The sequence below is a fragment of the Geodermatophilus sp. CPCC 206100 genome, from assembly GCF_048569675.1.
Lineage (GTDB): Bacteria > Actinomycetota > Actinomycetes > Mycobacteriales > Geodermatophilaceae > Geodermatophilus.
On record NZ_JAQISV010000015.1, the window covers coordinates 1 to 20,494 of the forward strand.

The 20,494-nt window shown below is 74.8% G+C and carries 20 protein-coding genes and 1 pseudogene; 14 read left to right on the forward strand and 7 right to left on the reverse strand.

Going from position 1 to position 20,494, the window contains the following annotated elements; genetic code table 11:
• A pseudogene (locus PGN05_RS08500) lies at positions 1 to 588 on the forward strand (DNA polymerase III subunit gamma/tau); the annotation flags it as partial.
• Positions 589 to 646: 58 nt separating this feature from the next.
• On the opposite strand, the gene PGN05_RS08505 reads toward PGN05_RS08500, so the two are convergent.
• Entirely contained in the window at positions 647 to 1,129 is a 483-nt protein-coding gene (locus PGN05_RS08505; protein WP_419752096.1) for an SRPBCC family protein, read from the reverse strand.
• Entirely contained in the window at positions 1,126 to 1,491 is a 366-nt protein-coding gene (locus tag PGN05_RS08510) for an ArsR/SmtB family transcription factor (protein ID WP_419752097.1), read from the reverse strand. The genes PGN05_RS08505 and PGN05_RS08510 overlap by 4 nt, the downstream gene beginning before the upstream one ends.
• A 140-nt stretch (positions 1,492 to 1,631) precedes the next feature.
• On the opposite strand from PGN05_RS08510, the gene PGN05_RS08515 reads away from it, so the two are divergent.
• The 7 genes from PGN05_RS08515 to PGN05_RS08545 all read left to right on the forward strand — a co-directional run bounded on the left by PGN05_RS08515 (position 1,632) and on the right by PGN05_RS08545 (position 8,803).
• Positions 1,632 to 1,967: a YbaB/EbfC family nucleoid-associated protein gene (locus PGN05_RS08515; RefSeq protein ID WP_419752098.1), complete on the forward strand. Its 336-nt coding sequence runs from the start codon at positions 1,632 to 1,634 to the stop codon at positions 1,965 to 1,967.
• Between the two features lie 33 nt (positions 1,968 to 2,000).
• Positions 2,001 to 2,600 carry a recombination mediator RecR gene (gene recR / locus PGN05_RS08520; protein ID WP_419752099.1) on the forward strand — a complete coding sequence of 200 codons (600 nt, stop codon included), beginning with the start codon at positions 2,001 to 2,003 and terminating at the stop codon, positions 2,598 to 2,600.
• A 224-nt stretch (positions 2,601 to 2,824) separates the two neighbouring features.
• Complete coding sequence (locus tag PGN05_RS08525) at positions 2,825 to 4,528, forward strand: ABC transporter substrate-binding protein (protein ID WP_419752100.1); 1,704 nt, start codon at positions 2,825 to 2,827, stop codon at positions 4,526 to 4,528.
• 103 nt (positions 4,529 to 4,631) lie between these two features.
• Positions 4,632 to 5,636: an ABC transporter permease gene (locus PGN05_RS08530; protein ID WP_419752101.1), complete on the forward strand. Its 1,005-nt coding sequence runs from the start codon at positions 4,632 to 4,634 to the stop codon at positions 5,634 to 5,636.
• Entirely contained in the window at positions 5,633 to 6,574 is a 942-nt protein-coding gene (locus PGN05_RS08535; RefSeq protein WP_419752102.1) for an ABC transporter permease, read from the forward strand. Before PGN05_RS08530 ends, PGN05_RS08535 begins: the two co-directional genes overlap by 4 nt.
• Before the next feature lie 40 nt (positions 6,575 to 6,614).
• On the forward strand, positions 6,615 to 7,667 hold the full coding sequence (locus PGN05_RS08540; RefSeq protein WP_419752238.1) for an ABC transporter ATP-binding protein: 1,053 nt from the start codon (positions 6,615 to 6,617) through the stop codon (positions 7,665 to 7,667).
• A complete protein-coding gene (locus PGN05_RS08545; RefSeq protein WP_419752103.1) occupies positions 7,664 to 8,803 on the forward strand; it encodes an ABC transporter ATP-binding protein in 1,140 nt (379 codons plus the stop codon). The genes PGN05_RS08540 and PGN05_RS08545 overlap by 4 nt, the downstream gene beginning before the upstream one ends.
• A 44-nt stretch (positions 8,804 to 8,847) precedes the next feature.
• Here the strand turns inward: PGN05_RS08545 and PGN05_RS08550 are convergent, their stop codons facing one another.
• Entirely contained in the window at positions 8,848 to 9,204 is a 357-nt protein-coding gene (locus PGN05_RS08550; protein ID WP_419752104.1) for a Rieske (2Fe-2S) protein, read from the reverse strand.
• Positions 9,205 to 9,312: 108 nt separating this feature from the next.
• Between PGN05_RS08550 and PGN05_RS08555 the strand changes: the two genes are divergently transcribed.
• Positions 9,313 to 11,349, forward strand: coding sequence for a TPM domain-containing protein (locus PGN05_RS08555; RefSeq protein ID WP_419752105.1), 2,037 nt, complete (start codon positions 9,313 to 9,315; stop codon positions 11,347 to 11,349).
• A gap of 95 nt (positions 11,350 to 11,444) precedes the next feature.
• Complete coding sequence (locus PGN05_RS08560; RefSeq protein ID WP_419752106.1) at positions 11,445 to 12,212, forward strand: VOC family protein; 768 nt, start codon at positions 11,445 to 11,447, stop codon at positions 12,210 to 12,212.
• A gap of 90 nt (positions 12,213 to 12,302) precedes the next feature.
• Here PGN05_RS08560 and PGN05_RS08565 read toward each other — a convergent pair whose 3' ends face one another.
• Positions 12,303 to 12,737 carry a PPOX class F420-dependent oxidoreductase gene (locus PGN05_RS08565; protein ID WP_419752107.1) on the reverse strand — a complete coding sequence of 145 codons (435 nt, stop codon included), beginning with the start codon at positions 12,735 to 12,737 and terminating at the stop codon, positions 12,303 to 12,305.
• Between the two features lie 116 nt (positions 12,738 to 12,853).
• Here PGN05_RS08565 and PGN05_RS08570 point away from each other — a divergent pair, with 116 nt between their 5' ends.
• Positions 12,854 to 13,924: an SDR family oxidoreductase gene (locus tag PGN05_RS08570; protein WP_419752108.1), complete on the forward strand. Its 1,071-nt coding sequence runs from the start codon at positions 12,854 to 12,856 to the stop codon at positions 13,922 to 13,924.
• 46 nt (positions 13,925 to 13,970) lie between these two features.
• Here PGN05_RS08570 and PGN05_RS08575 read toward each other — a convergent pair whose 3' ends face one another.
• The 3 genes from PGN05_RS08575 to PGN05_RS08585 form a co-directional block, all read right to left on the reverse strand.
• Positions 13,971 to 14,939 carry a pirin family protein gene (locus PGN05_RS08575; RefSeq protein ID WP_419752109.1) on the reverse strand — a complete coding sequence of 323 codons (969 nt, stop codon included), beginning with the start codon at positions 14,937 to 14,939 and terminating at the stop codon, positions 13,971 to 13,973.
• A 22-nt stretch (positions 14,940 to 14,961) separates the two neighbouring features.
• Positions 14,962 to 15,873 (reverse strand): DUF5996 family protein, encoded by a 912-nt coding sequence (locus PGN05_RS08580; protein ID WP_419752110.1) that lies wholly within the window; start codon positions 15,871 to 15,873, stop codon positions 14,962 to 14,964.
• A gap of 80 nt (positions 15,874 to 15,953) precedes the next feature.
• Positions 15,954 to 16,952, reverse strand: a complete 999-nt coding sequence (locus tag PGN05_RS08585; RefSeq protein WP_419752111.1) for a pirin family protein — start codon at positions 16,950 to 16,952, stop codon at positions 15,954 to 15,956.
• A 130-nt stretch (positions 16,953 to 17,082) separates the two neighbouring features.
• Here PGN05_RS08585 and PGN05_RS08590 point away from each other — a divergent pair, with 130 nt between their 5' ends.
• The 3 genes from PGN05_RS08590 to PGN05_RS08600 are packed head-to-tail and all read left to right on the forward strand — an operon-like array spanning position 17,083 to position 20,489.
• Positions 17,083 to 18,108, forward strand: a complete 1,026-nt coding sequence (locus tag PGN05_RS08590) for a methylenetetrahydrofolate reductase C-terminal domain-containing protein (protein WP_419752112.1) — start codon at positions 17,083 to 17,085, stop codon at positions 18,106 to 18,108.
• Entirely contained in the window at positions 18,105 to 18,869 is a 765-nt protein-coding gene (locus PGN05_RS08595; RefSeq protein ID WP_419752113.1) for a class I SAM-dependent methyltransferase, read from the forward strand. Before PGN05_RS08590 ends, PGN05_RS08595 begins: the two co-directional genes overlap by 4 nt.
• Positions 18,870 to 18,914: 45 nt before the next feature.
• Positions 18,915 to 20,489 (forward strand): circularly permuted type 2 ATP-grasp protein, encoded by a 1,575-nt coding sequence (locus PGN05_RS08600; RefSeq protein WP_419752114.1) that lies wholly within the window; start codon positions 18,915 to 18,917, stop codon positions 20,487 to 20,489.
• The last annotated feature ends 5 nt before the right edge of the window (positions 20,490 to 20,494 follow it).

Below are 20,494 nucleotides of genomic sequence, written 5' to 3' on the forward strand. Positions count from 1 at the left end.
GCGGCCCGCCTCGAGCAGCCGCGGCCGGAGCCCGCCGCTCCCCGGGCGGCGGCCGAGTCGGCCCCGACCCCGCGCGGGGGCGAGCCGACGCCGGTGGTCTCGGCCAACCCGGAGCAGCCCGCGGGCGACGGTGAGCTGACCACCTCCGACGTCCGCCGGGTGTGGCCGGAGCTGCTCAAGGTCGTGCGGAGCCACAAGCGCACCACCGAGGCACTGCTGAAGAGCGCGCAGGTGCACGACCTGGCGGCCGGCACCCTCACGCTGGCGGCCACCTCGCCGGCGCTGGCCAAGATGCTCGGCGACGACCTGAACAAGGACGTCGTCCGGCAGGCGCTGCAGGAGCTGCTCGGCGTCCGGTGGAAGGTGCAGGTGGTCGTCGAGGGGGCCGCGCGCAGCGGCGGGGCGCCGGTCGCCCCCGAGGCGGCGCGGGAGGCGGCGCAGGCCGCCGAGGCGGCCGAGGCCCGGGAGCTCATGGCCGAGCGCGCGGCCGAGGGGGCCGGCGGTGCCGAGCCCGCGCCGGCCGTCGACCCCGAGCAGGCGGCGCTGTCGCTGCTGCGCGCCCAACTCGGGGCCCGGCCGATCGAGTGAGGCCCCGTCCAGGGCACCGCCCCGGGCCTGCGAGGGGTGGGGAGGAGGGGGTCCTTCCTCAGCCCTGGGCGAGGATCTCGTCCAGGCGCTCGTAGCCCTCGCGGACGCCGACCTCCATGCCGCTGGCCACGAACGCGTCGCGGTCGGCGAACGAGTCGACCAGGGACGTCGAGGTCAGCCGGGTGCGGCCGTTCCCGAGGTCCTCGAGGACCAGCTTCTCCAGCGCGACGCCGTCGGGCATGCCCTCGAAGGTGAAGGTCTGCACGATCAGCTCGTTCTCCCGCACCTCGTGGAAGCAGCCGCGGAAGCCGTACTCCTGACCCTCGTGGAGGGACACGTAGCGCCACGAGCCACCGGTGCGGCAGTCCCACTGGTCGATCCGGTTCTGGGTGGACCGCGGGCCCATCCACTGCGCGACCAGCTCGGGGTCGGTGTGCGCCCGGAAGACCTTCGACGGCGGGGCGTCGAACTCGCGGGTGATGCGGACCAGGGGGACGTCGGGGTCGACGGCGATCTGGGTCTCGTGCGTGGTGGTGGTCATGACGGGGTCCCTCCGGGGGGAGTGGGTGGGCTGGGGGCGTCGTCCGGCATGGACCGGAGGACGTCGTCGAGGCGGCGGTAGCGCTCCTCGGCCTGACGGCGGTAGCGCTCGATCCACTTCGTCATGAGGTCGAAGACCTCCGCTTCCAGGTGGACCGGGCGGCGCTGGGCGTCGCGGCTGCGGCTGACCAGGCCGGCGTCCTCCAGCACGCGCAGGTGCTTGGAGACGGCCTGGACGCTCACGTCGTAGGGCTCGGCGAGCTCGCCGACGGTCGCGTCGGCGACCGCGAGCCGGGCGACCATGTCGCGCCGGGTGGGGTCGGCCAGGGCCGCGAAGACCCGGGAGAGCGGATCGGCGGCCATCGGGGGACCTCCCTTCTCGTCAACCATTCGGTTGAGGAAGAGAGTGCGCGGGCTCCCGTCGGTTGTCAACCCCCTGGTTGAGAAAGGGCGATGCGGCTCGTCGACGCCGCGTCGTCGTCCCCGCGGCCTACCCTCGGGGCATGTTCCCCGGTGGTCAGCCCGACATGGCGCGCCTGCTCGAGCAGGCGCAGCAGATGCAGCAGCAGCTGGCTGCCGCGCAGGAGCAACTCGCGCAGGAGACGGTCACGGGCTCGGCCGGGGGTGGGCTGGTCACCGCCACGATGACCGGCCAGGGCGAACTGTCGGCGGTCACGATCGCCCCCGAGGCGGTCGACCCGTCCGACGTCGAGACCCTGCAGGACCTCGTCGTCGCCGCCGTCCGCGACGCCTCGCGCCAGGTCAACGAACTCACCGCCAGCCGGATGGGGCCGCTCGCCGGCGGCCTCGGCGGCGGCCTGGGGCTGCCCGGGCTCTGAGCCCGCCGGCCCCACCCCGACTGGAGGAACACCGTGTACGAGGGGCCCGTCCAGGACCTCATCGACGAGCTGGGCCGCCTGCCCGGCGTCGGGCCGAAGAGCGCCCAGCGCATCGCCTTCCACCTGCTCGCGTCGGAGTCCGCCGACGTCAGCCGGCTGGTGGCGGCGCTGCAACGGGTGCAGGCCGAGGTCCGCTTCTGCGTGACCTGCTACAACGTCGCCGAGGGCGAGCTGTGCCGGATCTGCCGCGACCCGCGCCGTGGGGACGACGTCATCTGCGTCGTCGAGGAGCCCAAGGACGTCGTGGCGATCGAGCGCACCCGGGAGTTCCGGGGCCGCTACCACGTGCTGGGCGGTGCGATCAGCCCCATCGAGGGAGTCGGCCCCGACGACCTGCGGGTCAAGGAGCTGATGACCCGCCTGATGAACGGCGCGGTCACCGAGCTGATCATCGCCACCGACCCCAACCTCGAGGGCGAGGCGACCGCCGCCTACCTCGCGCGGCTGGTCGCGCCCATGGGCCTGGCCGTGTCCCGGCTGGCCAGCGGCCTCCCCGTCGGCGGCGACCTCGAGTACGCCGACGAGGTGACGCTGGGCCGGGCGTTCGAGGGCCGCCGCCGCATCGACGCCTGAGGGAGTCCCGACCCCGCCACGTGCGGCTCGCGGGAGCGCGGCGGAGCCCTGCAGGAGGGCCGGTCGGCGCAGGTCACAGGATGGTGTCGATCACCCGGGCGGGTTCGCTGCTGGTCACGGCGTCGTCCTAGGGTCCTCCCAGGTCGGCGGACGTCCCACGCCCTGCGGCCGCCACGTCGGGAACTCATCCGGCCCGGGAGGGCCGAGAAGGCAGGTCTTCCGCGATGCTCCGTCGTCCCACCCGCGCTCTCGCCGCCTCCGCAGCGGCGCTGACCGCCATCACCCTGTCCGCGTGCGCGTCCAGTGACCGGGACTCCGGCGAGGGAGGCGAGGCCGAGCAGCAGTCCGGCGGCACCCTCGTGTTCGGCGCCACCTCGGACCCGATCATGCTGGACCCGGCCTTCGCCAGCGACGGCGAGACCTTCCGCGTCATCCGGCAGGTCTACGAGGGTCTGCTGACCAACGAGCTCGGCGGCACCGACCCCGTGCCGGCCCTCGCCGAGGACTGGCAGGTCAGCGAGGACGGCCTCGAGTACACCTTCACCCTCCGCGACGGGGTCACGTTCCACGACGGGACCGACTTCAACGGCGAGGCGGTCTGCTTCAACTTCGAGCGCTGGTTCAACTTCGAGGGCCTGGCGCAGAGCCCGAGCGCGTCGACCTACTACCAGGACGTGTTCGGCGGGTTCGCCAGCACGCCGGAGACGCCGAACATCTACGCCGGCTGCGAGGCCCCCGACGAGACGACGGCGGTCATCCGGCTCAACCGGGTCACCAGCAAGTTCCCCGCCGCCCTGTCGCTGCCCGCGTTCTCCATCGCCAGCCCGACCGCGCTGCAGGAGTACGACGCCGACAACCTCTCCGGCAGCGAGGACGCGCTCACCTACCCCGCGTACGCGCTGGAGCACCCGACCGGCACGGGCCCCTTCAGGTTCGAGAGCTGGGACCGGGGCAACGGCGAGGTCACCATCGTCCGCAACGAGGACTACTGGGGTGATCCCGCGCTGCTCGACGAGATCATCTTCCGGTCGATCTCGGACGGGAACACCCGCCGGCAGGAGCTGCAGGCCGGCTCGATCGACGGCTACGACTTCGTGGCCCCGGCGGACTACCAGTCCCTGCAGGACGACGGTTTCCAGGTGCTGGTCCGCGACCCGTTCAACGTCCTGTACCTCGGCATCAACGGCGGCGGCATCCCCGGCGCCGGGGCCAACCCGGCCCTGCAGGACCTGCGGGTCCGCCAGGCGATCGCGCACGCGATCGACCGCGACACCATCGTCACCTCGCTGCTGCCCGAGGGGGCCGAGGCGGCGGTGGAGTTCATGCCGCCGACGGTCAACGGCTACGCCGAGGACGTGACCACGTACGACTACGACCCCGCCCGCGCCCGGCAGCTGCTGCAGGAGGCCGGCGCCGAGGGGACGACGCTGCGGTTCTTCTACCCGACCGAGGTCAGCCGGCCCTACCTGCCGGACCCCGCGGCGATGTTCCAGGTGATCAGCCAGAACCTGACCGACGCCGGGTTCACCGTCGCGCCCACCGCGCTGCCGTGGAGCCCGGACTACCTCAACGCCGTCCAGGCCGGTGGCGCCGACGTCCACCTGCTCGGCTGGACCGGTGACTACAACGACGCCTACAACTTCATCGGCACGTTCTTCGCCGCCAAGGCCGACGGCCTGGCGAAGGCCGAGTTCGGCGCGTTCAACGACCCGCAGATCTTCCAGGCGCTGGCCGCGGCCGACGCGGAGCCGGACCCGGCCGCCCGGACGGCGCTGTACGAGGAGGCGAACCGGCTGATCATGGACTACCTCCCGGGTGTCCCGATCTCGCACTCGCCGCCGGCGCTGGTCGTGGCCGACAACGTCTCGGGCCTGGAGCCCAGCCCGCTGACCGCCGAGGTGTTCTCGACGGTGTCGATCAGCGACTGAGGGAGGACACCCACCGCTCGCGGGCTCGCGGCGGGCCCCTGCACGGGGGCCGCCGCGAGCCTGTTCGCACCGTCCACCGCTCCGCGAGAGGTGACCCGAGCGCGTGCTCCGCTTCATCGTCCGGCGGCTCCTGCAGCTGATCCCGATCCTGCTGGGGCTGTCGGTGCTGCTCTTCGCCTGGCTGCGGGCGCTCCCGGGCGGGCCGGCCCAGGCCGCCCTCGGTGAGCGCGCCACCCCCGAGGCGATCGCCCGGTACAACGAGCTGTTCGGCCTGGACCAGCCGCTCTACGTCCAGTACCTGCGGTTCCTCGGGCGGGCCGTCCAGCTGGACTTCGGCACCTCCGCCCGCACCGGCCGCCCGGTCACGGAGGAGTTCCTCGAGCGGATGCCGGGGACCATCGAGCTGGCGGTGTTCGCGATGGTCTTCGCGATCGGCGTCGGCATCCCGCTGGGCTACCTGGCCGCCCGCAAGCACGGCAGCTGGCTGGACTCGACGTCGGTCATCGGCTCGCTGCTCGGCGTGGCCATCCCGGTGTTCTTCCTGGCCTACCTGCTGCGCCTGCTGTTCGCCGTGGAGCTCGGCTGGCTGCCCGGCTCGGGGCGCCAGGAGGTGCGCATCGACGCCACGCGGATCACCAACTTCTACGTGCTCGACGGGCTGCTGACCCGCGAGTGGGACGCCGCCTGGGACGCGTTCCTCCACCTGGTCCTGCCGGGCATCGCCCTCGGCACCATCCCGCTGGCGATCATCGTGCGGATCACCCGGGCGGCGGTCCTCGACGTGGTGAACGAGGACTACGTCCGGACGGCGAACGCCAAGGGCCTGGCCACCGCGACCGTCCGCCGCCGGCACGTGCTCCGCAACGCGCTGCTGCCGGTGTCCACGACGATCGGCCTGCAGGCCGGCCTGCTGCTGTCGGGCGCGGTGCTCACCGAGACCGTCTTCGCCTTCGGCGGGGTGGGCTCGGCGATCTACGACGCGATATTCACCCGCGACTTCGCCGTCCTGCAGGGCTTCGTCCTCATGCTCGCCATCATGTACGTGCTCGTGAACCTGCTGGTCGACATCTCCTACGGCCTGCTCGACCCGAGGGTGAGGGTCGGATGACCGCGGTGGGGGACGTCCGGCGCCGGCGGATCGACGAGCTCGCCGCCCGCGCCGGCCAGGTGCCCGAGGGCGAGGGCGGCCTCTCGCTGACCCGCAGCGCCTTCCGCCGGCTGCGGCGCAACCCGGTGGCGATCATCGGCGCGGTCATCGTCGTCGTCTTCCTCGTCGTCGCCGCCTTCGCGCCGTGGCTGGCCCCGCGGGACCCGCTCGCGCAGACCCTGCTCAGCGAGATCCGGCCCGGGGTCATCCCCGGCGCCCAGGAGGGCTTCCCGCTCGGCGTGGACAACCTGGGCCGCGACCTGCTGTCGCGGCTGATCGTGGGGTCCCGTCAGTCGCTGATGATCGGCGTCATCTCCACCGTGCTCGGCGTCGCCGTCGGCATGGCGCTCGGCATCCTCGCCGGGGCCTTCGGCGGCCGGGTGGACACGCTGGTCATGCGGTTCGTCGACATCCTGCTGTCGATCCCGAGCCTGCTGATGGCCATCAGCATCTCGGTGCTGCTCGGCCAGAACCAGTACGCGCTGATGATCGCCATCGCGGTCACCCAGGTGCCGATCTTCGCGCGGCTGCTCCGGGGGTCGATGCTGGCCCAGCGCGGCAGCGACTACGCCGTCGCGGCGCAGGCGCTCGGGATCCGGCGGAGCCGGATCGTCTTCGGCCACGTCCTGCCCAACTCGCTGTCGCCGGTGATCGTGCAGGCCACGCTGTCGCTGGCGACGGCGATCATCGAGGCCGCGGCGCTGTCGTTCCTGGGCCTCGGCGACCCCGACCTCGCCCGGCCCGAGTGGGGCGCGATGCTGGCCAGCGCGCAGGCCTTCCTGTCGATCCGGCCGGAGCTGGCCATCTACCCGGCGTTGTGCATCATCGTCGTCGCGCTCGGCTTCACGCTGCTGGGCGAGTCGCTGCGGGAAGCCCTCGACCCGAAGTTCCGCCGGTGAGCGCGCGAGTCGAGGAGGGGACAAGGTGACCATCGAGGCGATGCCCCCGGACGGTCTCCGGAACGACGGGCCGGTGCTCGACGTGGACGAGCTCACCGTCACCTTCACCCGCCGCGGCGAGCAGTCGACGCGCGCGGTCGACGGGGTCAGCTTCGCCGTGGCGCCGGGGGAGACAGTGGGCCTGGTCGGGGAGTCCGGCTGCGGGAAGTCGGTCACCTCCCTGGCGATCATGGGCCTGCTGCCCTCGCGCGGCGTGCAGGTGGGCGGCTCGGTCCGGCTGGACGGCCGGGAGCTCGTCGGCGCCCCCGACCGGACGCTCCGCGAACTGCGCGGCGCCGACATGGCGATGGTCTTCCAGGACCCGCTGTCCTCGCTGAACCCGACGGTGGCCATCGGCACCCAGGTGACCGAGGTCCTGCTCCAGCACCGGGAGCTGTCGAAGCGCGAGGCCGTCGACGAGGCGACCCGGCTGCTCGACCGGGTCGGCATCCCCGATCCCGCCCGCCGGCTGAAGGAGTACCCCCACCAACTGTCCGGCGGCATGCGCCAGCGGGCGCTGATCGCGATGGCGCTGGCCTGCTCGCCGCGGCTGCTCATCGCCGACGAGCCGACCACGGCGCTCGACGTGACCATCCAGGCGCAGATCCTCGAGCTGCTGCGGGAGCTGGTCGTCGACTCCGGGACGGCGCTGGTGATGATCACCCACGACCTCGGCGTCGTGGCCGGCCTCTGCGACCGCGTCCACGTCATGTACGCGGGGAAGATCATCGAGACCGCCGACCGGCACGACCTGTTCACCCGGCCCCGCCAGCCCTACACCGGCGGCCTGCTCGCCTCCGTCCCCCGCCTCGACAGTCCCCGGGGGACGCCGCTGACGCCGATCCGCGGCTCGGCCCGGGACGCCATCCCCTGGGCCGAGGGGTGCGCCTTCGCCCCCCGCTGCGACCACGCGCAGGACGACTGCCTCACCGAGGTCGCCGGCAGCACGATCCCGCTGGTGCACGACGGTCCGGGCCGGGAGCTGCGCTGCCGCCATCCCATCGAGTACCCGCGGTCCCCGGCCGGGGCGACCGCCGCCGGAGCCGCCCGATGACCGCCGTCCCCACCGCCGACCCGCTGCTCCGGGTCGAGGGCCTGCAGGTCCACTTCCCGATCCGGCGCGGGGTGTTCGTCGACCGGACCGTGGGCCACGTGCGGGCCGTCGACGGGGTGGACCTCGCCGTCGAGCGGGGGACGACGTACGGCCTGGTCGGGGAGTCCGGCTGCGGCAAGTCCACGCTGGGCCGGGCGGTGCTGCGCCTCGTCGAGCCCACCGCGGGCTCGGTCGTGTTCGACGGCACCGACGTCGCCTCGTTGTCCGGGGAGCCGCTGCGGTCGATGCGGCGGCGGATGCAGATGGTCTTCCAGGACCCGCTGGGCAGCCTCGACCCGCGGCAGAACGTCGAGTCGCTGCTGTCCGAGCCGCTGGCGGCCCACGGCCTCGGCGGCGGCAGGAGCGGCATCGCCGCGCGCGTCCGGGAACTGCTGGACGCGGTCGGCCTGCCCGCGGCCGGCCTGCGCCGCTATCCGCACGAGTTCTCGGGTGGTCAGCGGCAGCGGATCGGCATCGCCCGGGCCATCGCGCTCGAGCCCGACCTCCTCATCGCCGACGAGCCGGTCTCCGCGCTCGACGTCTCGGTGCAGGCGCAGGTGCTCAACCTGCTGGAGGAGCTCCAGGAGCGGCTCGGGCTCACCTACCTGGTCATCGCGCACGACCTCGCCGTCGTCCGCCACATCAGCGACGTGGTCGGCGTCATGTACCTCGGCTCGCTGGTCGAGCAGGCTCCCGCCGACGGGCTCTACGAGGAGCCGCTGCACCCGTACACGCGGGCGCTGATGAGCGCCGTCCCGGTGCCCGACCCTGACCTCGAGGCGCGGCGGGAGCGCATCCTGCTGGCCGGCGACCTGCCGTCACCGGCGAACCCGCCGAGCGGCTGCCGCTTCCACACCCGATGCCCGTGGCGGCAGGAGACGCGCTGCGACGACGAGGTGCCGGCGCTCCGCGAGCTGGCGCCCGGGCGTCTGGTGAGCTGCCACTGGGCGGAGGAGATCCGCGACGGCCTGCTGCGCCCGAAGACGGCCGAGGAGGTCGCCGCGACGCAGGGCGTGGCGGTGCGGCCCAGCGGGGTCGGCCCGATCGAGTCCGACGCACTGGTCCAGGGCATCGACGCCCCCATCGAGCGCACCTGAAGCGGAGTCGCTCGGTGACGGATTCCGCCATTCGGCGACTCCGGTCACTCGAGGACGACGTCGTCGCCGCGGCGCAGCGCTCGGCGGACGCGCAGCCGCAGCACCCGGGCGTAGGTGCGGACGAACTGCGTGTAGCCGGGGGTCGGCCCGTGGTAGCCGAGGAAGCCACGCGGGCCCGCCACCATCTCCCCGGTCCGGACGTCGTAGCGGCTCTGGTGCCACGGGCACACCAGGCAGCCCTCGGCGTCGATGCTGCCCTCCGCCAGGTCGGCCAGCTGGTGCCGGCAGCGCCGGGAGACGGCGAAGTACTCCCCGCCGCGGTTGCCCACCGCCCAGTCGCCGACGCGGCGCACCGCACCCGGCGGCAGGTCGGCGGCGGGGATCCGGTCGGACTGGGTCATGGGGGCCTCCACGCTCTCGGGGCCGGGCTCCTACCCCGGCGCCGCCGGGGTGAGACCCCGTCCGCTGGGTAGGGTCGCCGCAGGTCAACCCCCTTCGGAGGTCCCCCCGTGCGTCGGCTGTCCGTCGTCCTCGCCTCGCTCGCCGCCGTGGTGCTCCTCGGTGGGGGCCCCGCGCTGGCCGAGCCGCCGTTCGACGTGCCGCAACAGGTCACCGACCGGGTGGGCGCCCTCTCCGGCGACGAGGCGCAGGTGGAGGACGCCCTCGACCAGCTGCGGGCCGACGAGAGCACCCAGCTGTTCGTCGTCTTCGTGTCCACGTTCCAGGGCACGGCGGGTCCGGAGTGGGCGCTGGCGACGGCCGAGGCCTCCGGGCTCGGGGACAACGACGCGCTGTTCGCCGTCGCCGTCGACGACCGGCGCTACGGCTACTGGGTCCCCCAGCAGTTCCCCGTCTCCGACGCCGACATCGACCGGCTGCTGGCCGAGGACGTCGAGCCGCGGCTGAGCGAGGACGACTGGAGCGGCGCGGTGGTGGCCTTCGCCGACGGCCTCGACGCGGCCTCCAGCTCCAGCTCCGGCGGGGCCGGCACCGTCGCCGTCGTCGGCGGCATCGCGGTGGTCGCCGGGGGCGCCTACCTGGTCGCGCGGGCGCGGCGGCGGCGGACCCGGGCGCCCGAGACCCGCCGGCTGGAGCGGCCCGATCCGCACGCCGGCGTCCCCACCGAGCAGCTGCAGGCGCAGGCGAGCACCGCGCTGCTGGAGCTCGACGAGGCGGTCAAGACCTCCCAGCTGGACCTCGACTTCGCCCGGCTGCAGTACGGCGAGGAGGCGGTGGCCGGCTTCACCGAGGCGTTGGCGACGTCGCAGCAGGAGCTCACGCGGGCGTTCACGCTCCGGCAGCAGCTGGACGACGAGATCCCCGAGGACGAGCCCACGACGCGCGCGATGCTGACCGAGATGCTGCAGCTGACCGCGGCCGCGGACGCCCGGCTCGACGAGCAGGCCGAGGCCTTCGACGGGCTCCGCGACCTCGAGCGCACCGCTCCGCAGGCCCTCGACGCGCTCGACTCGCGGATCACCGCCCTGCGCGGCCGGCTGCCGGCCGACGAGGAGCGCTTCGCCGCCCTGCAGCGCCGCTACGCCGCCTCGGCGCTCGCCCCCGTGGCCGACAACCTGGCCGAGGCCCGCGCCCGGCTGGCCGCCGCCGAGGCCGAGGTGGCCGAGGCGCGCGGCGAGGTCGCGGCCGGGCGGGCCGGGGCGGCGGTCGGCGACATCCGCGCGGCCGAGGACGCCGTCGCGCAGACCGGCACGCTGCTGGACGCCGTCGGCCGGCTGGCCGGGGACCTGGAGACGATCGGCACCCGGGTGGCCGAGGTCCGCGCCGAGACCGAGAAGGACCTGGCCGAGGCCCGCGCGCTGCTCTCCGCCGGCACGGACGCCGGTCTGCGCCCCCAGGTCGCCCGGGCGGAGTCCGCGCTCGCCTCGGCCGACGCCGCCCTGCAGCCCGCCGACGGCTCGCTGCCCGACCCGCTGACCGCCCTCCGCCAGCTGGAGGAGGCCGACATCGCGCTGGAGCAGGCGCTGTCCGTGGCGCGGGACGACGCCGCCCAGGCACGCCGCGCGGCGGCCGGGCTGGACCAGGCCCTGCTGGCCGCGCGGTCCGGGATCGCGGCGGCCGGGGACTTCATCACCACCCGCCGGGGCGCGGTCGGGGCGGAGGCGCGCACCCGGCTGGCCGAGGCGCAGCGCCACCTCGACCTGGCCGTCGCCCAGGGCGGCACCGACCCGGTGGGTGCCCTGCGCGAGGCCCACCAGGCCGACACCCTCGCCCAGGAGGCCCTGCGGCAGGCGCAGGCCGACGTCTCGAGCTGGTCCGGCGGGTACGGCGGCGGGGGATACGGCGGCGGCGGGGGGTACGGCGGCGGGTACGGGCCCGGCGGGTTCGCCGGTGGGGGCCGGGGCGGCGTGGACCTGGGCAGCCTGGTGCTCGGCGGGATCCTGTTCGGCGGCGGGTCACGCGGGGGCGGGAGCGGCGGGTTCGGCGGCGGTGGCGGGTTCGGCGGTGGTTCCCGCGGCGGCGGACGGCGATCGGGCAGCTTCGGTGGGTCGCGGAGCCGGGGCCGGTCCGGCGGCGGTCGCTTCTGATCCGGTGAACTCTGCAGGGATACCCGCCGGTACCCCTGGGAACTGTCGGAGCCTGGTGGAACGGTGACCTCCCCCACACCACAGGAGGAGCAGCCATGCCCACTCGGAACACCCCCTGGCCGGCCGGCACGCCGTGCTGGGTCGACTACGGCGCCTCGGACGTCGACGCGGCCAAGGACTTCTACGGCCGGCTGTTCGGCTGGGAGTGGACCGGCGGCGACGCGGCGTTCGGCGGCTACCTGAACGCCACCCGCAACGGGGAGCAGGCAGCCGGGCTCGGGCCACTGATGAACTCCGAGGACTCGCCGGGCTGGACGACGTACTTCGCCACCGACGACTCGCAGGCGACGGCCGCCCGCATCCGCGAGGCGGGCGGCACCGTGGTCGTGGAGCCGATGGAGGTCGGGCCGATGGGCACGATGACCATCGCCGTCGACCCGCAGGGCAACGGCTTCGGGCTGTGGCAGGCCGGTACGCACACCGGCTACCGGATCTACGGCGAGCCCGGCGCGCTCGTCTGGAACGAGGCCGCCGTCGAGGACCCGGATGCGGCCCGGGCGTTCTACTCCGCCGTCTTCGGGTTCACCTTCGACCCGATCCCCATGGACGGCGGCATGGACTACACGACCTTCGCCGCCGGAGGGGACCCGCTCGGCGGGCTCGGCGGCGTGTCGCCGGACGTGCCCAAGGGCTGGGCGGTCTGCTTCGCCGTCGCCAACACGGACGATTCGGTCGCCGCCGTGCAGGCCGCCGGCGGCAAGGTCCTCATGCCCGCGGAGGACACCGAGTTCGGGCGCTTCGCCGTCGTCACCGACCCGTGGGGTGCGCCCTTCTCGGTGATGCAGGAACCGTCCGCCGGCTGACGGCTCCGCCCCCGCACCGCTCGCCGGCCCGCGGTGGGACTCCGGACGGGCCGCCTCGACGCGGCGCGTCCGGAGGCACGCGGGCCCCGGTCAGCCGCGCAGCTGGCCGTAGGCGTGCTCGGGGCGGAACCGGACGACGACCCGGCGGTCGGCCACCATGGCCGCGCGGTAGGCGTCCCAGTCCTCGTGCTCGCCGGAGACCGCGCGGTAGTAGGTGACGAGCTCCTCGACCGTGGCGTCGTGCGGATCGGCGGCGACCGGGGTCAGCTCGGCGGTGCCCTCGACGGCGACCCAGGTCCAGAAGTCGGCGGAGGCCACGTGCAGGGTCACCCGCGGGTCGGCCTGCAGGTTGCGGGTCTTGGCGCGGTCGGCGGTCACCGAGATCCGGACGAGGTCGGCGTCGGTGTCGTAGGCGTAGAAGAGGTTCGACAGCTGCGGCCGGCCGTCGCGCTTGAGCGTCGCCAGCACGCCCGCGTGGTTCGCGGCGACGAAGGCCAGCATGCGGCGGTCGAGGGAGGCAGCCATGCCGCGGGCAACGCCGCCCGGCGCCCGGTTGTGCCCGCCGCACCCGGGGGCCGGCCGCCGGCGCGGGGAACCGACGCCCGGGTGTGGAATGCCCGCCGCCGGGGGAGAGCAGGAGCGTGAGCGACGGGGAGCGGAGCGGCAGCGTCCTGGTGACCGGAGCCGGCGGGGTGATCGGCGCGGCCGCGGCGGGCGAGTACGCGCGGCGTCCGGGCTGGCGGGTCCGGGGCGTCAGCCGCCGGACGCCGCGGCAGGCCGCCTGGGAGCACCTCCCGGTCGACCTCGGCGACGCGGAGACCGCGCGGGCCGGGCTGGCCGGCCTCGGCGACGTCACGCACCTGGTGTTCGGTGCCTACGCCGAGCGGCCCACGGCCCGCGAGCTGTCCGAGGTCAACGTCGCGCTGCTGCGCAACACCCTCGACGGGCTCGCCGCCGCCGGCGCCCCTCTCGAGCACGTGACCCTGTACCAGGGCGGCAAGGCCTACGGCGCGCACATGGGCTTCTTCAACACCCCCGCCAAGGAGCGCGACCCGCGGATCGTCCAGCCCAACTTCTACTACGACCAGGAGGACCTGCTCCGGGAGGTGGCCGCAGAGCGGGGCTCCCGGCTCACCGTGCTCCGGCCGGAGGGTGTCATCGGCTACGCCGTCGGCAACCCGATGAACCTGCTCATGGTCATCGCCGTCTACGCCGCGATCAGCCGGGAGCTCGGCCAGCCGCTCCGGTTCCCGGGCAGCCTGGCCGCCTACGACGCGCTGTACCAGGTGACCGACGCGGAGCTGCTGGCGCGGGCGACGGTGTGGGCCGGCGGGGAGCCCGCGGCCGACGGCGAGGTCTACAACGTCACCAACGGCGACCAGGTGCGCTGGCGACACCTGTTCCCCGCCTTCGCCCGCGCGTTCGGGATGGCGCACGCCGAGCCGCAGCCGGTGCCCCTGGCCGAGGCCATGGCCGACCGGCGCGACGTCTGGGAGCGCCTGGCCGCGCGGCACGACCTGGTCCCGACGCCCTACGAGGACCTCGTCCGCTGGGAGTTCGGCGAGTTCATCTTCCGGTCCGGCTTCGACAACGTCAGCTCGACGATCAAGCTGCGCCGGGCCGGGTTCGCCGACTGCCTGGACACCGAGGACCGCTTCCTGGAGCTGTTCGACCGGCTCGCGGCCGACCGGGTGATCCCGCCCCTGCGGTGACCCCCGGTCCGGCGGCGCCCCGGGCGGGACGGCGCCCCGAGACCCGTCAGCGCACCCGGCCCCGGGCCCTGAGCGGCACCGGCGGCAGCGGCGGGGCCGGCAGCCGGTCGCCGTCGTACCCGAGGACGGCGCCGAAGCGCTCGTCCTCGGCGTTCCACCGCTCGGCGTACTCGGCGATCTCCTCGCCGGAGCGCCCGACGAAGTTCCACCACATGACGATCCGCTCCTCGAACGGCTCGCCGCCGAGCAGCAGCAGCCGGCTGGGCTCGGCGGCGCGCACCCGCAGCGTGTGTCGCCCGGTGCCGAGGTAGGCCATCGTGCCGCGCTCGAGCGGGGCCTCCTCGACCGACGCCGACCCCGACGAGGTGAGCAGCGCGTACTCGAAGTCCGGCTCCAGCGGCACCTCGACGTCGGCACCGGCGGCCAGGTCGAGGTCGACGCCGACCAGCGGGCTGTGCGCCGTCCCCGGGGAGGTGGCTCCGGCGAGCGAGCCCATCAGCACGGTCGCGGTCAGCCCGTCGGAGCTGAACCCCGGCAGCGCGGTGTGGTGCGCGAAGTCCGGCGCGGTCTCCCGCGCGGCGTCGGGCAGCGCGACCCACAGCTGGGCGCCGTGCAGGAACCGCGGGTGCGGCACCGGCGACTGCTCCGAGTGGGCGATGCCGTGGCCCGCGGTCATCAGCGCCAGCTCGCCGGGCCGGATGCGGACGTCGCTGCCGAGCGAGTCGCGGTGGTGGACCTCGCCCGCCAGCAGCCAGGACACCGTCTGCAGGCCGGTGTGCGGGTGCGGCGCCACCTGCATGCCGGCGCCGCCGCTGACGTCGTCCGGCCCGTAGGAGTCCACGAACGCCCACGCGCCGACCATCCGCCGGCCGAGGGTCGGCAGCAGCCGGCGCACGCGGGTGCTCTCGCCGAGCAGCACCTCCTTGCCGGGGAGCAGGTCCAGCACCGGGCCGGCCGGGGTGGCGTCCCGCCCGCCCAGCTCACGGGCAGGGGGGCGGCGGTCGAGGTTGCTCATGGCCGGGTCCTCCAGACGGGGGTCATGCGTACTCCGGCGCGGACGGGCAGCGCAGGGCGGCGAGGTCCCAGCCGGCGCGGCGGGCCCCGGCCAGGTAGGCGCTCTCGAGGAAGGCCAGGACCGTGCCGCGGGGGTCGGCGGAGGTCCGCACGTCCTCGTACGGCAGGAGGGCCAGGTGCGCGCCACGGCTCTCGATCCACCGGGCCGCCGCGGGCCGCAACGGCTCCTCGGCCAGGCCCGCCGGCTCCGGGGCCGTGTACGAGTAGAACGCCGGCTCGGGGACCTGGTCGTCGCCGAACCAGAAACCCGAGCTGATGACCTCGTGGGAGTAGGCCTCGCGGGTGACCGGGTCGACCTGCGCGGGCTGGTCGACCCGCCGGTCGGAGAAGCGGGTGACGGCGATGTCGAAGGTGTGCCAGAAGTGGTGCACCGGGCTGGTCTTGGCGTAGCTGCGGCCGGCGAACTCCTCGAGGACCTGCGCCACCTGGCCCAGGACCAGCCAGTAGCGGGTCACCTGGTCGCGGTCGTAGGTCGCGTGGTGCTCGTCCTGGGCGAACGGGGTGCGGTCGGCGAGGTCGAAGGGGACGGGGAGGTCGACGGTCGCCGGCAGGCCGAGCGCCGTGAGGGTGTCGAGCAGCCGCCGGTAGAACGCCGCCACGCTGAGCCCCGGCAGCGGGAACGAGGCCCGCCGTCCGTCGGCGACCGCGATCTCCAGCCGGTGGTCGACCAGGTCGAGGTCGACGGCGAACACCGGGTCGAAGCCCATCGGCCGGGTGGTCAGCCCGCGACCGGTGAGGTGGAAGGGGATGTGCCACCAGTGGTTCCGGCGCGGGGCGTTGGCCAGCCGCAGCTTGCCGACGACCTGCAGGAACCGGTGCAGGGTCTCCTTCGTGTCGGCCCACTCGGCGAGGGGCATGGGCGGGAAGACGGGCACGGAGGTCCTTCCGTCGGGGTGCGGTCCGGCCAGCATGCAGGTCCCCGGTGGCGGCGCGGTGGCCGCCACCGGGGAGCGGTTCAGGACGGCGTCTGCCCGGACTCGCCCCGGACGCCGGCGTGCGGGATGCGCTGCGCCGGGATGCTGCCGAGCCGGCCGGCCTGGAAGTCGGTGAAGGCGTCCACGACCTCCTGCCGGGTGTTCATGACGAACGGCCCGTACATGGCGATCGGCTCGCGGATGGGCGCGCCGCCGAGGACGACGACGTCCAACGCCGGCGTCCGCGACTCCTGGTGCACCGCGCCGCTCACCGTGATCGTGTCGCCCGGCCCGAAGACGGCGAGCTGGCCGGTGCGCACCGGCTGCTGGTCGACGCCCACGGTGCCGGCGCCGGAGAGCACGTAGACCAGCGCGTTGAAGTCCGGCCGCCACGGCAGGTCGAGGGTCGCGCCGGGCGCGATCGTCGCGTGCACCATCGCCATGGGCGTGTACGTCGAGCCGGGCCCGCGGGCCCCCGCGACTTCGCCGGCGATGACCCGCAGGAACGCGCCGGCGTCCGGGCTGGCGAGCAGCACGGACTCCTGGGCCCGGAGGTCCTGGTAGCGCGGCTCGACCCACTTCTGCGCCTTGGGCAGGTTGACCCACAGCTGCAGCCCGTGGAAGAGGCCGCCGCTGACCACCAGGTGCTCCGGCGGCCGCTCGATGTGCAGGACGCCGCCGCCGGCGGTCATCCACTGGGTGTCACCGTTGCTGATCGTGCCGCCGCCGCCGTGGGAGTCGGCGTGCTCGAAGGTGCCGTCGATGATGTACGTGACGGTCTCGAAGCCGCGGTGCGGGTGCCAGGACGTGCCCTTCGGCTCGCCCGGCGCGTACTCGACCTCGCCCATCTGGTCCATGTGGATGAACGGGTCCAGGTCGCGCAGGTCGACCCCGGCGAACGCGCGGCGGACGGGGAAGCCCTCGCCCTCGAACCCGGACGGCGCGGTGGTCACCGACCGGACGCGGCGGCGCACCGTCCCCGGGGCGGGTACGGGGACGCGGGGCAGGGCGGTGGTGTCCTCGACGGTCACGGCAGGCATGCCGGCCTCCTTGGTTGAGGGCTCAACTAGTGGCCACTGTAGCGCGGCGTCGCCCGATTGTGTTCCCGCCCGACGCCTCCCCGGGAGGGCCCTGGTTTGACCGGGGACCGGCGCGGTCAGGGCTCGGGGCGTGGACGACGTCGCCCGCCGGCCGGGCTGCCCGAAGCGCATGGTCTTCGGGCCCTGCGGCGGCGTCCGGGAGCAGGGCGGCTGCGAGGTCGCCGAGCACCGCTGCGTCTTCCTCGACGCCCCCGCGCCGCCGTGGGCCGGCCCGCCCCCGGGAGCGCCGCCGCCCCCGCCGCCGGGGAGTCTCCTGGACCGGGCGCGGACCCGTCCCGTGGTGCTCACCGACCTCACCGTGGTGCCCTTCGACCGGGCCTCGGTCCGGCGCGTGGTCGGCGTGCTCGGGCCGGTGTCCGACGGCCTGCTGGCCGGTGAGCACGCCGGCCGCCCGGACCTGCCGCCCACCTTGCTGGCCGCCGAGGTGCGGGAGGCCGGTGGCCGCCCCTGGACGACGCTGACCTGCCGGGACCGCAACCGCGTGGTCCTCGAGCAGGAGCTCGCCGGGCTGGCCGCCGTGGGGGTGGACGCCGTCCTCTGCGCGACCGGGGACGCGCGCGGGCCCGGCGTCCGCCCCGGGGTCACGCAGGTCTTCGACCTCGACGGCCCCCGGCTGGCCGCCCTGGCGAGCGCGGCCGGGCTGCCGGTCGCCGTCCCCGAGTCGCCGGCCGCGCCGCCGGTGCACCTGCGGCCGGCGCGCGTGGCGACCAAGGAGCGGGCCGGGGCGCGGGTCTGCGTGCTCAACCACGTCCGGACGCCGGCGCAGGTGGCCGCCTTCGTCGCCGCCGCGCGGGCCGCCGGGGCCACCCTGCCGTTCGTCGCCGCGGTAGCCGTCTACACCGACGAGCGCTCCGCCCGGGTGCTCCAGCGCTTCCCCGGCCTCCAGGTGGACGACGCCGCGATCGGGCGGGTGCTGGCCGCGCCTGATCCGCGGGCGGCCGGCATCGCGGCCGCGGTCGAGGAGGCGCGGGCGCTGGTGGCCGTGCCCGGGGTCGTCGGCGTCAACCTCTCCGGTCTCGCCTCCGGCGGCGGCGAGGACGACGGGGCGCGGGTCAAGGCGGCCGTCGCCGAACGGATCAGGGAGGACACGCGATGAGCGAGCTGGAGAGCGAGGCGATGGAGTCGGAGTTCGGCACCGTCGCCGGCTGGACCGAGGAGGCGGTGCGGGCGCTGGGGCCCGAGTACGCCGTCCCCGCCGGGTGCCGGGGCAGCGGCGGGGAGGGCGTGCTGCGCTGGCTGACCGAGCGACTGGACCTCGCCCCCGGCAGCACGGTGCTCGACGACGGCGCGGGCGTGGGCGGGCCGGCCGGGTGGCTGGCCGCCGAGCGGGGGGTGCGGGTGGTCTGCGCCGAGCCGATGCACGAGGCGGCGCGGGCCAGCCGCCGCCTGTTCGGGCTGCCGGCGCTGGCCGCGCTCGCCCAGGCCCTGCCCTTCGCCGACGGCACGTTCGACGCCGCCTGGTGCCTCGGTGTGCTGTGCACGACGACGGAGAAGGCGGCCGCGCTCGCCGAGCTGCGCCGTGTGCTGCGCCCCGGGGCCCGTGTGGGCCTCCTGGTCTTCCTGGCCGACCGCCCGCTGCCCCCGCCGCTCCCCGAGGGGAACGACTTCCCGACGGAGGACGAGGTCCGCAGGCTGCTCGACGCGGCCGGGCTGCGCCTGCAGGACACCGCGCCGGCCGACCTCGGGGACAGCCCACCGGAGTGGTCGGAGCGGGCCGACGCCGTGGACGACGAGGTCGCCCGGCGGCACGGGGACGACCCCCGCTTCCAGCAGGCGCGGGAGCAGTACAAGCGGGTCGGCCGGCTGCTCTCGGACGGCGCGCTGCGGCCCTGGCTCGGCGTCGCGGTCGCCGTCTGAGCGGCCGAAACGCGCGGGACACACGTCCGAACTAGGTTGCCCACCATGGCGGACCTCTTCGACGGCTACCCCCTCGGGCAGCAGTGGGACGAGATGTTCGGGGAGGTCGACCAGCCGCGGGCGGCCTACACCGGGCTGCACACCTCGCTGCAGCCCATGGCGGGGGAGGAGCTCTCCGCCCGGGCGGACCTGCTGTCCCAGACCTACCGCGACGCCGGGGTCACCTTCGCCCACGCCGGCGAGGAGCAGCCGTTCCCGCTGGACATCGTCCCGCGGGTCATCGGGGCCGAGGAGTGGGCGCGGATCGAGCGTGGCGTGGCGCAGCGGGTGCTGGCGCTGGAGGCGTTCCTCGACGACGTCTACGGCGCGGGTCAGGTCTTCGCCGACGGGGTGGTGCCGCGGAGCGTGGTCACCACCAGCGCGCACTTCCACCGGCAGGCGCACGGGCTGGTGCCGCCCAACGGGGTGCGGGTGCACGTGTCGGGCATCGACCTGGTCCGCGACGAGGCCGGCGACTTCCGGGTGCTCGAGGACAACCTGCGCTCGCCGTCCGGCGTCAGCTACGTGATCACCAACCGGGCGGCGATGAGCCAGGTGCTGCCCGAGCTGTTCGCCGACCACCGCATCCAGCCGGTCGCCGACTACCCGACCCGGCTGCTGGCCGCCCTGAAGGCCTCCGCGCCGTCCAACGTGGCCGACCCGACGGTCGTCGTCCTCACCCCGGGGGTCTACAACTCCGCCTACTTCGAGCACGCGCTGCTGGCCCGCCAGATGGGCGTCGAGCTCGTCGAGGGCCGCGACCTGGTCTGCGCGGGCAACCAGGTCAGCATGCGGACGACGGACGGCCAGCGCCGCGTCGACGTCATCTACCGCCGCATCGACGACGAGTTCCTCGACCCGGTGCACTTCCGGCCCGACTCGGTGATCGGCTGCGCCGGCCTGCTCAACGCCGCCCGCGCCGGCCGGGTCACCATCGCCAACGCGGTCGGCAACGGGGTCGCCGACGACAAGCTGCTCTACACCTGGGTGCCCGACCTCGTCCGCTACTACCTGGCCGAGGAGCCGCTGCTGGCCAACGCGGAGACCCACCGCCTGGACGAGCCCGACGTCGTCGAGTGGGTGCTGGGCGCGCTGGACCAGCTCGTGCTCAAGCCGGTCGACGGTTCCGGCGGCAAGGGCATCGTCATCGGGCCGCGCGCCGACGAGCGGACGCTGGCGGAGCTGGCCGCCAAGGTCCGGGCCCGGCCGCGGGACTGGATCGCGCAGAAGCCGATCGGGCTGTCCACCTGCCCCACGCTGGTCGGCGGCCGGATCGCGCCCCGGCACGTGGACCTGCGCCCGTTCGCGGTCAACGACGGCGACCGGGTGTGGGTGCTGCCCGGCGGGCTGACCCGCGTCGCGCTGCCCGAGGGGGAGCTGGTGGTCAACTCGAGCCAGGGCGGCGGGTCCAAGGACACCTGGGTGCTCAGCCCGCCGCGCCCGGCCGCCGAGCCGGACGAGCCGGGCCCCGACCTCACCCGGATCGAGTTCACCACCGCCGACCTCGCCGAGGAGCCGCCCGCACCGGACCCCGGCCCGCTCGGCGACGTCCTCGTCGACCAGTCCCAGCAACAGCAGTGAAAGGA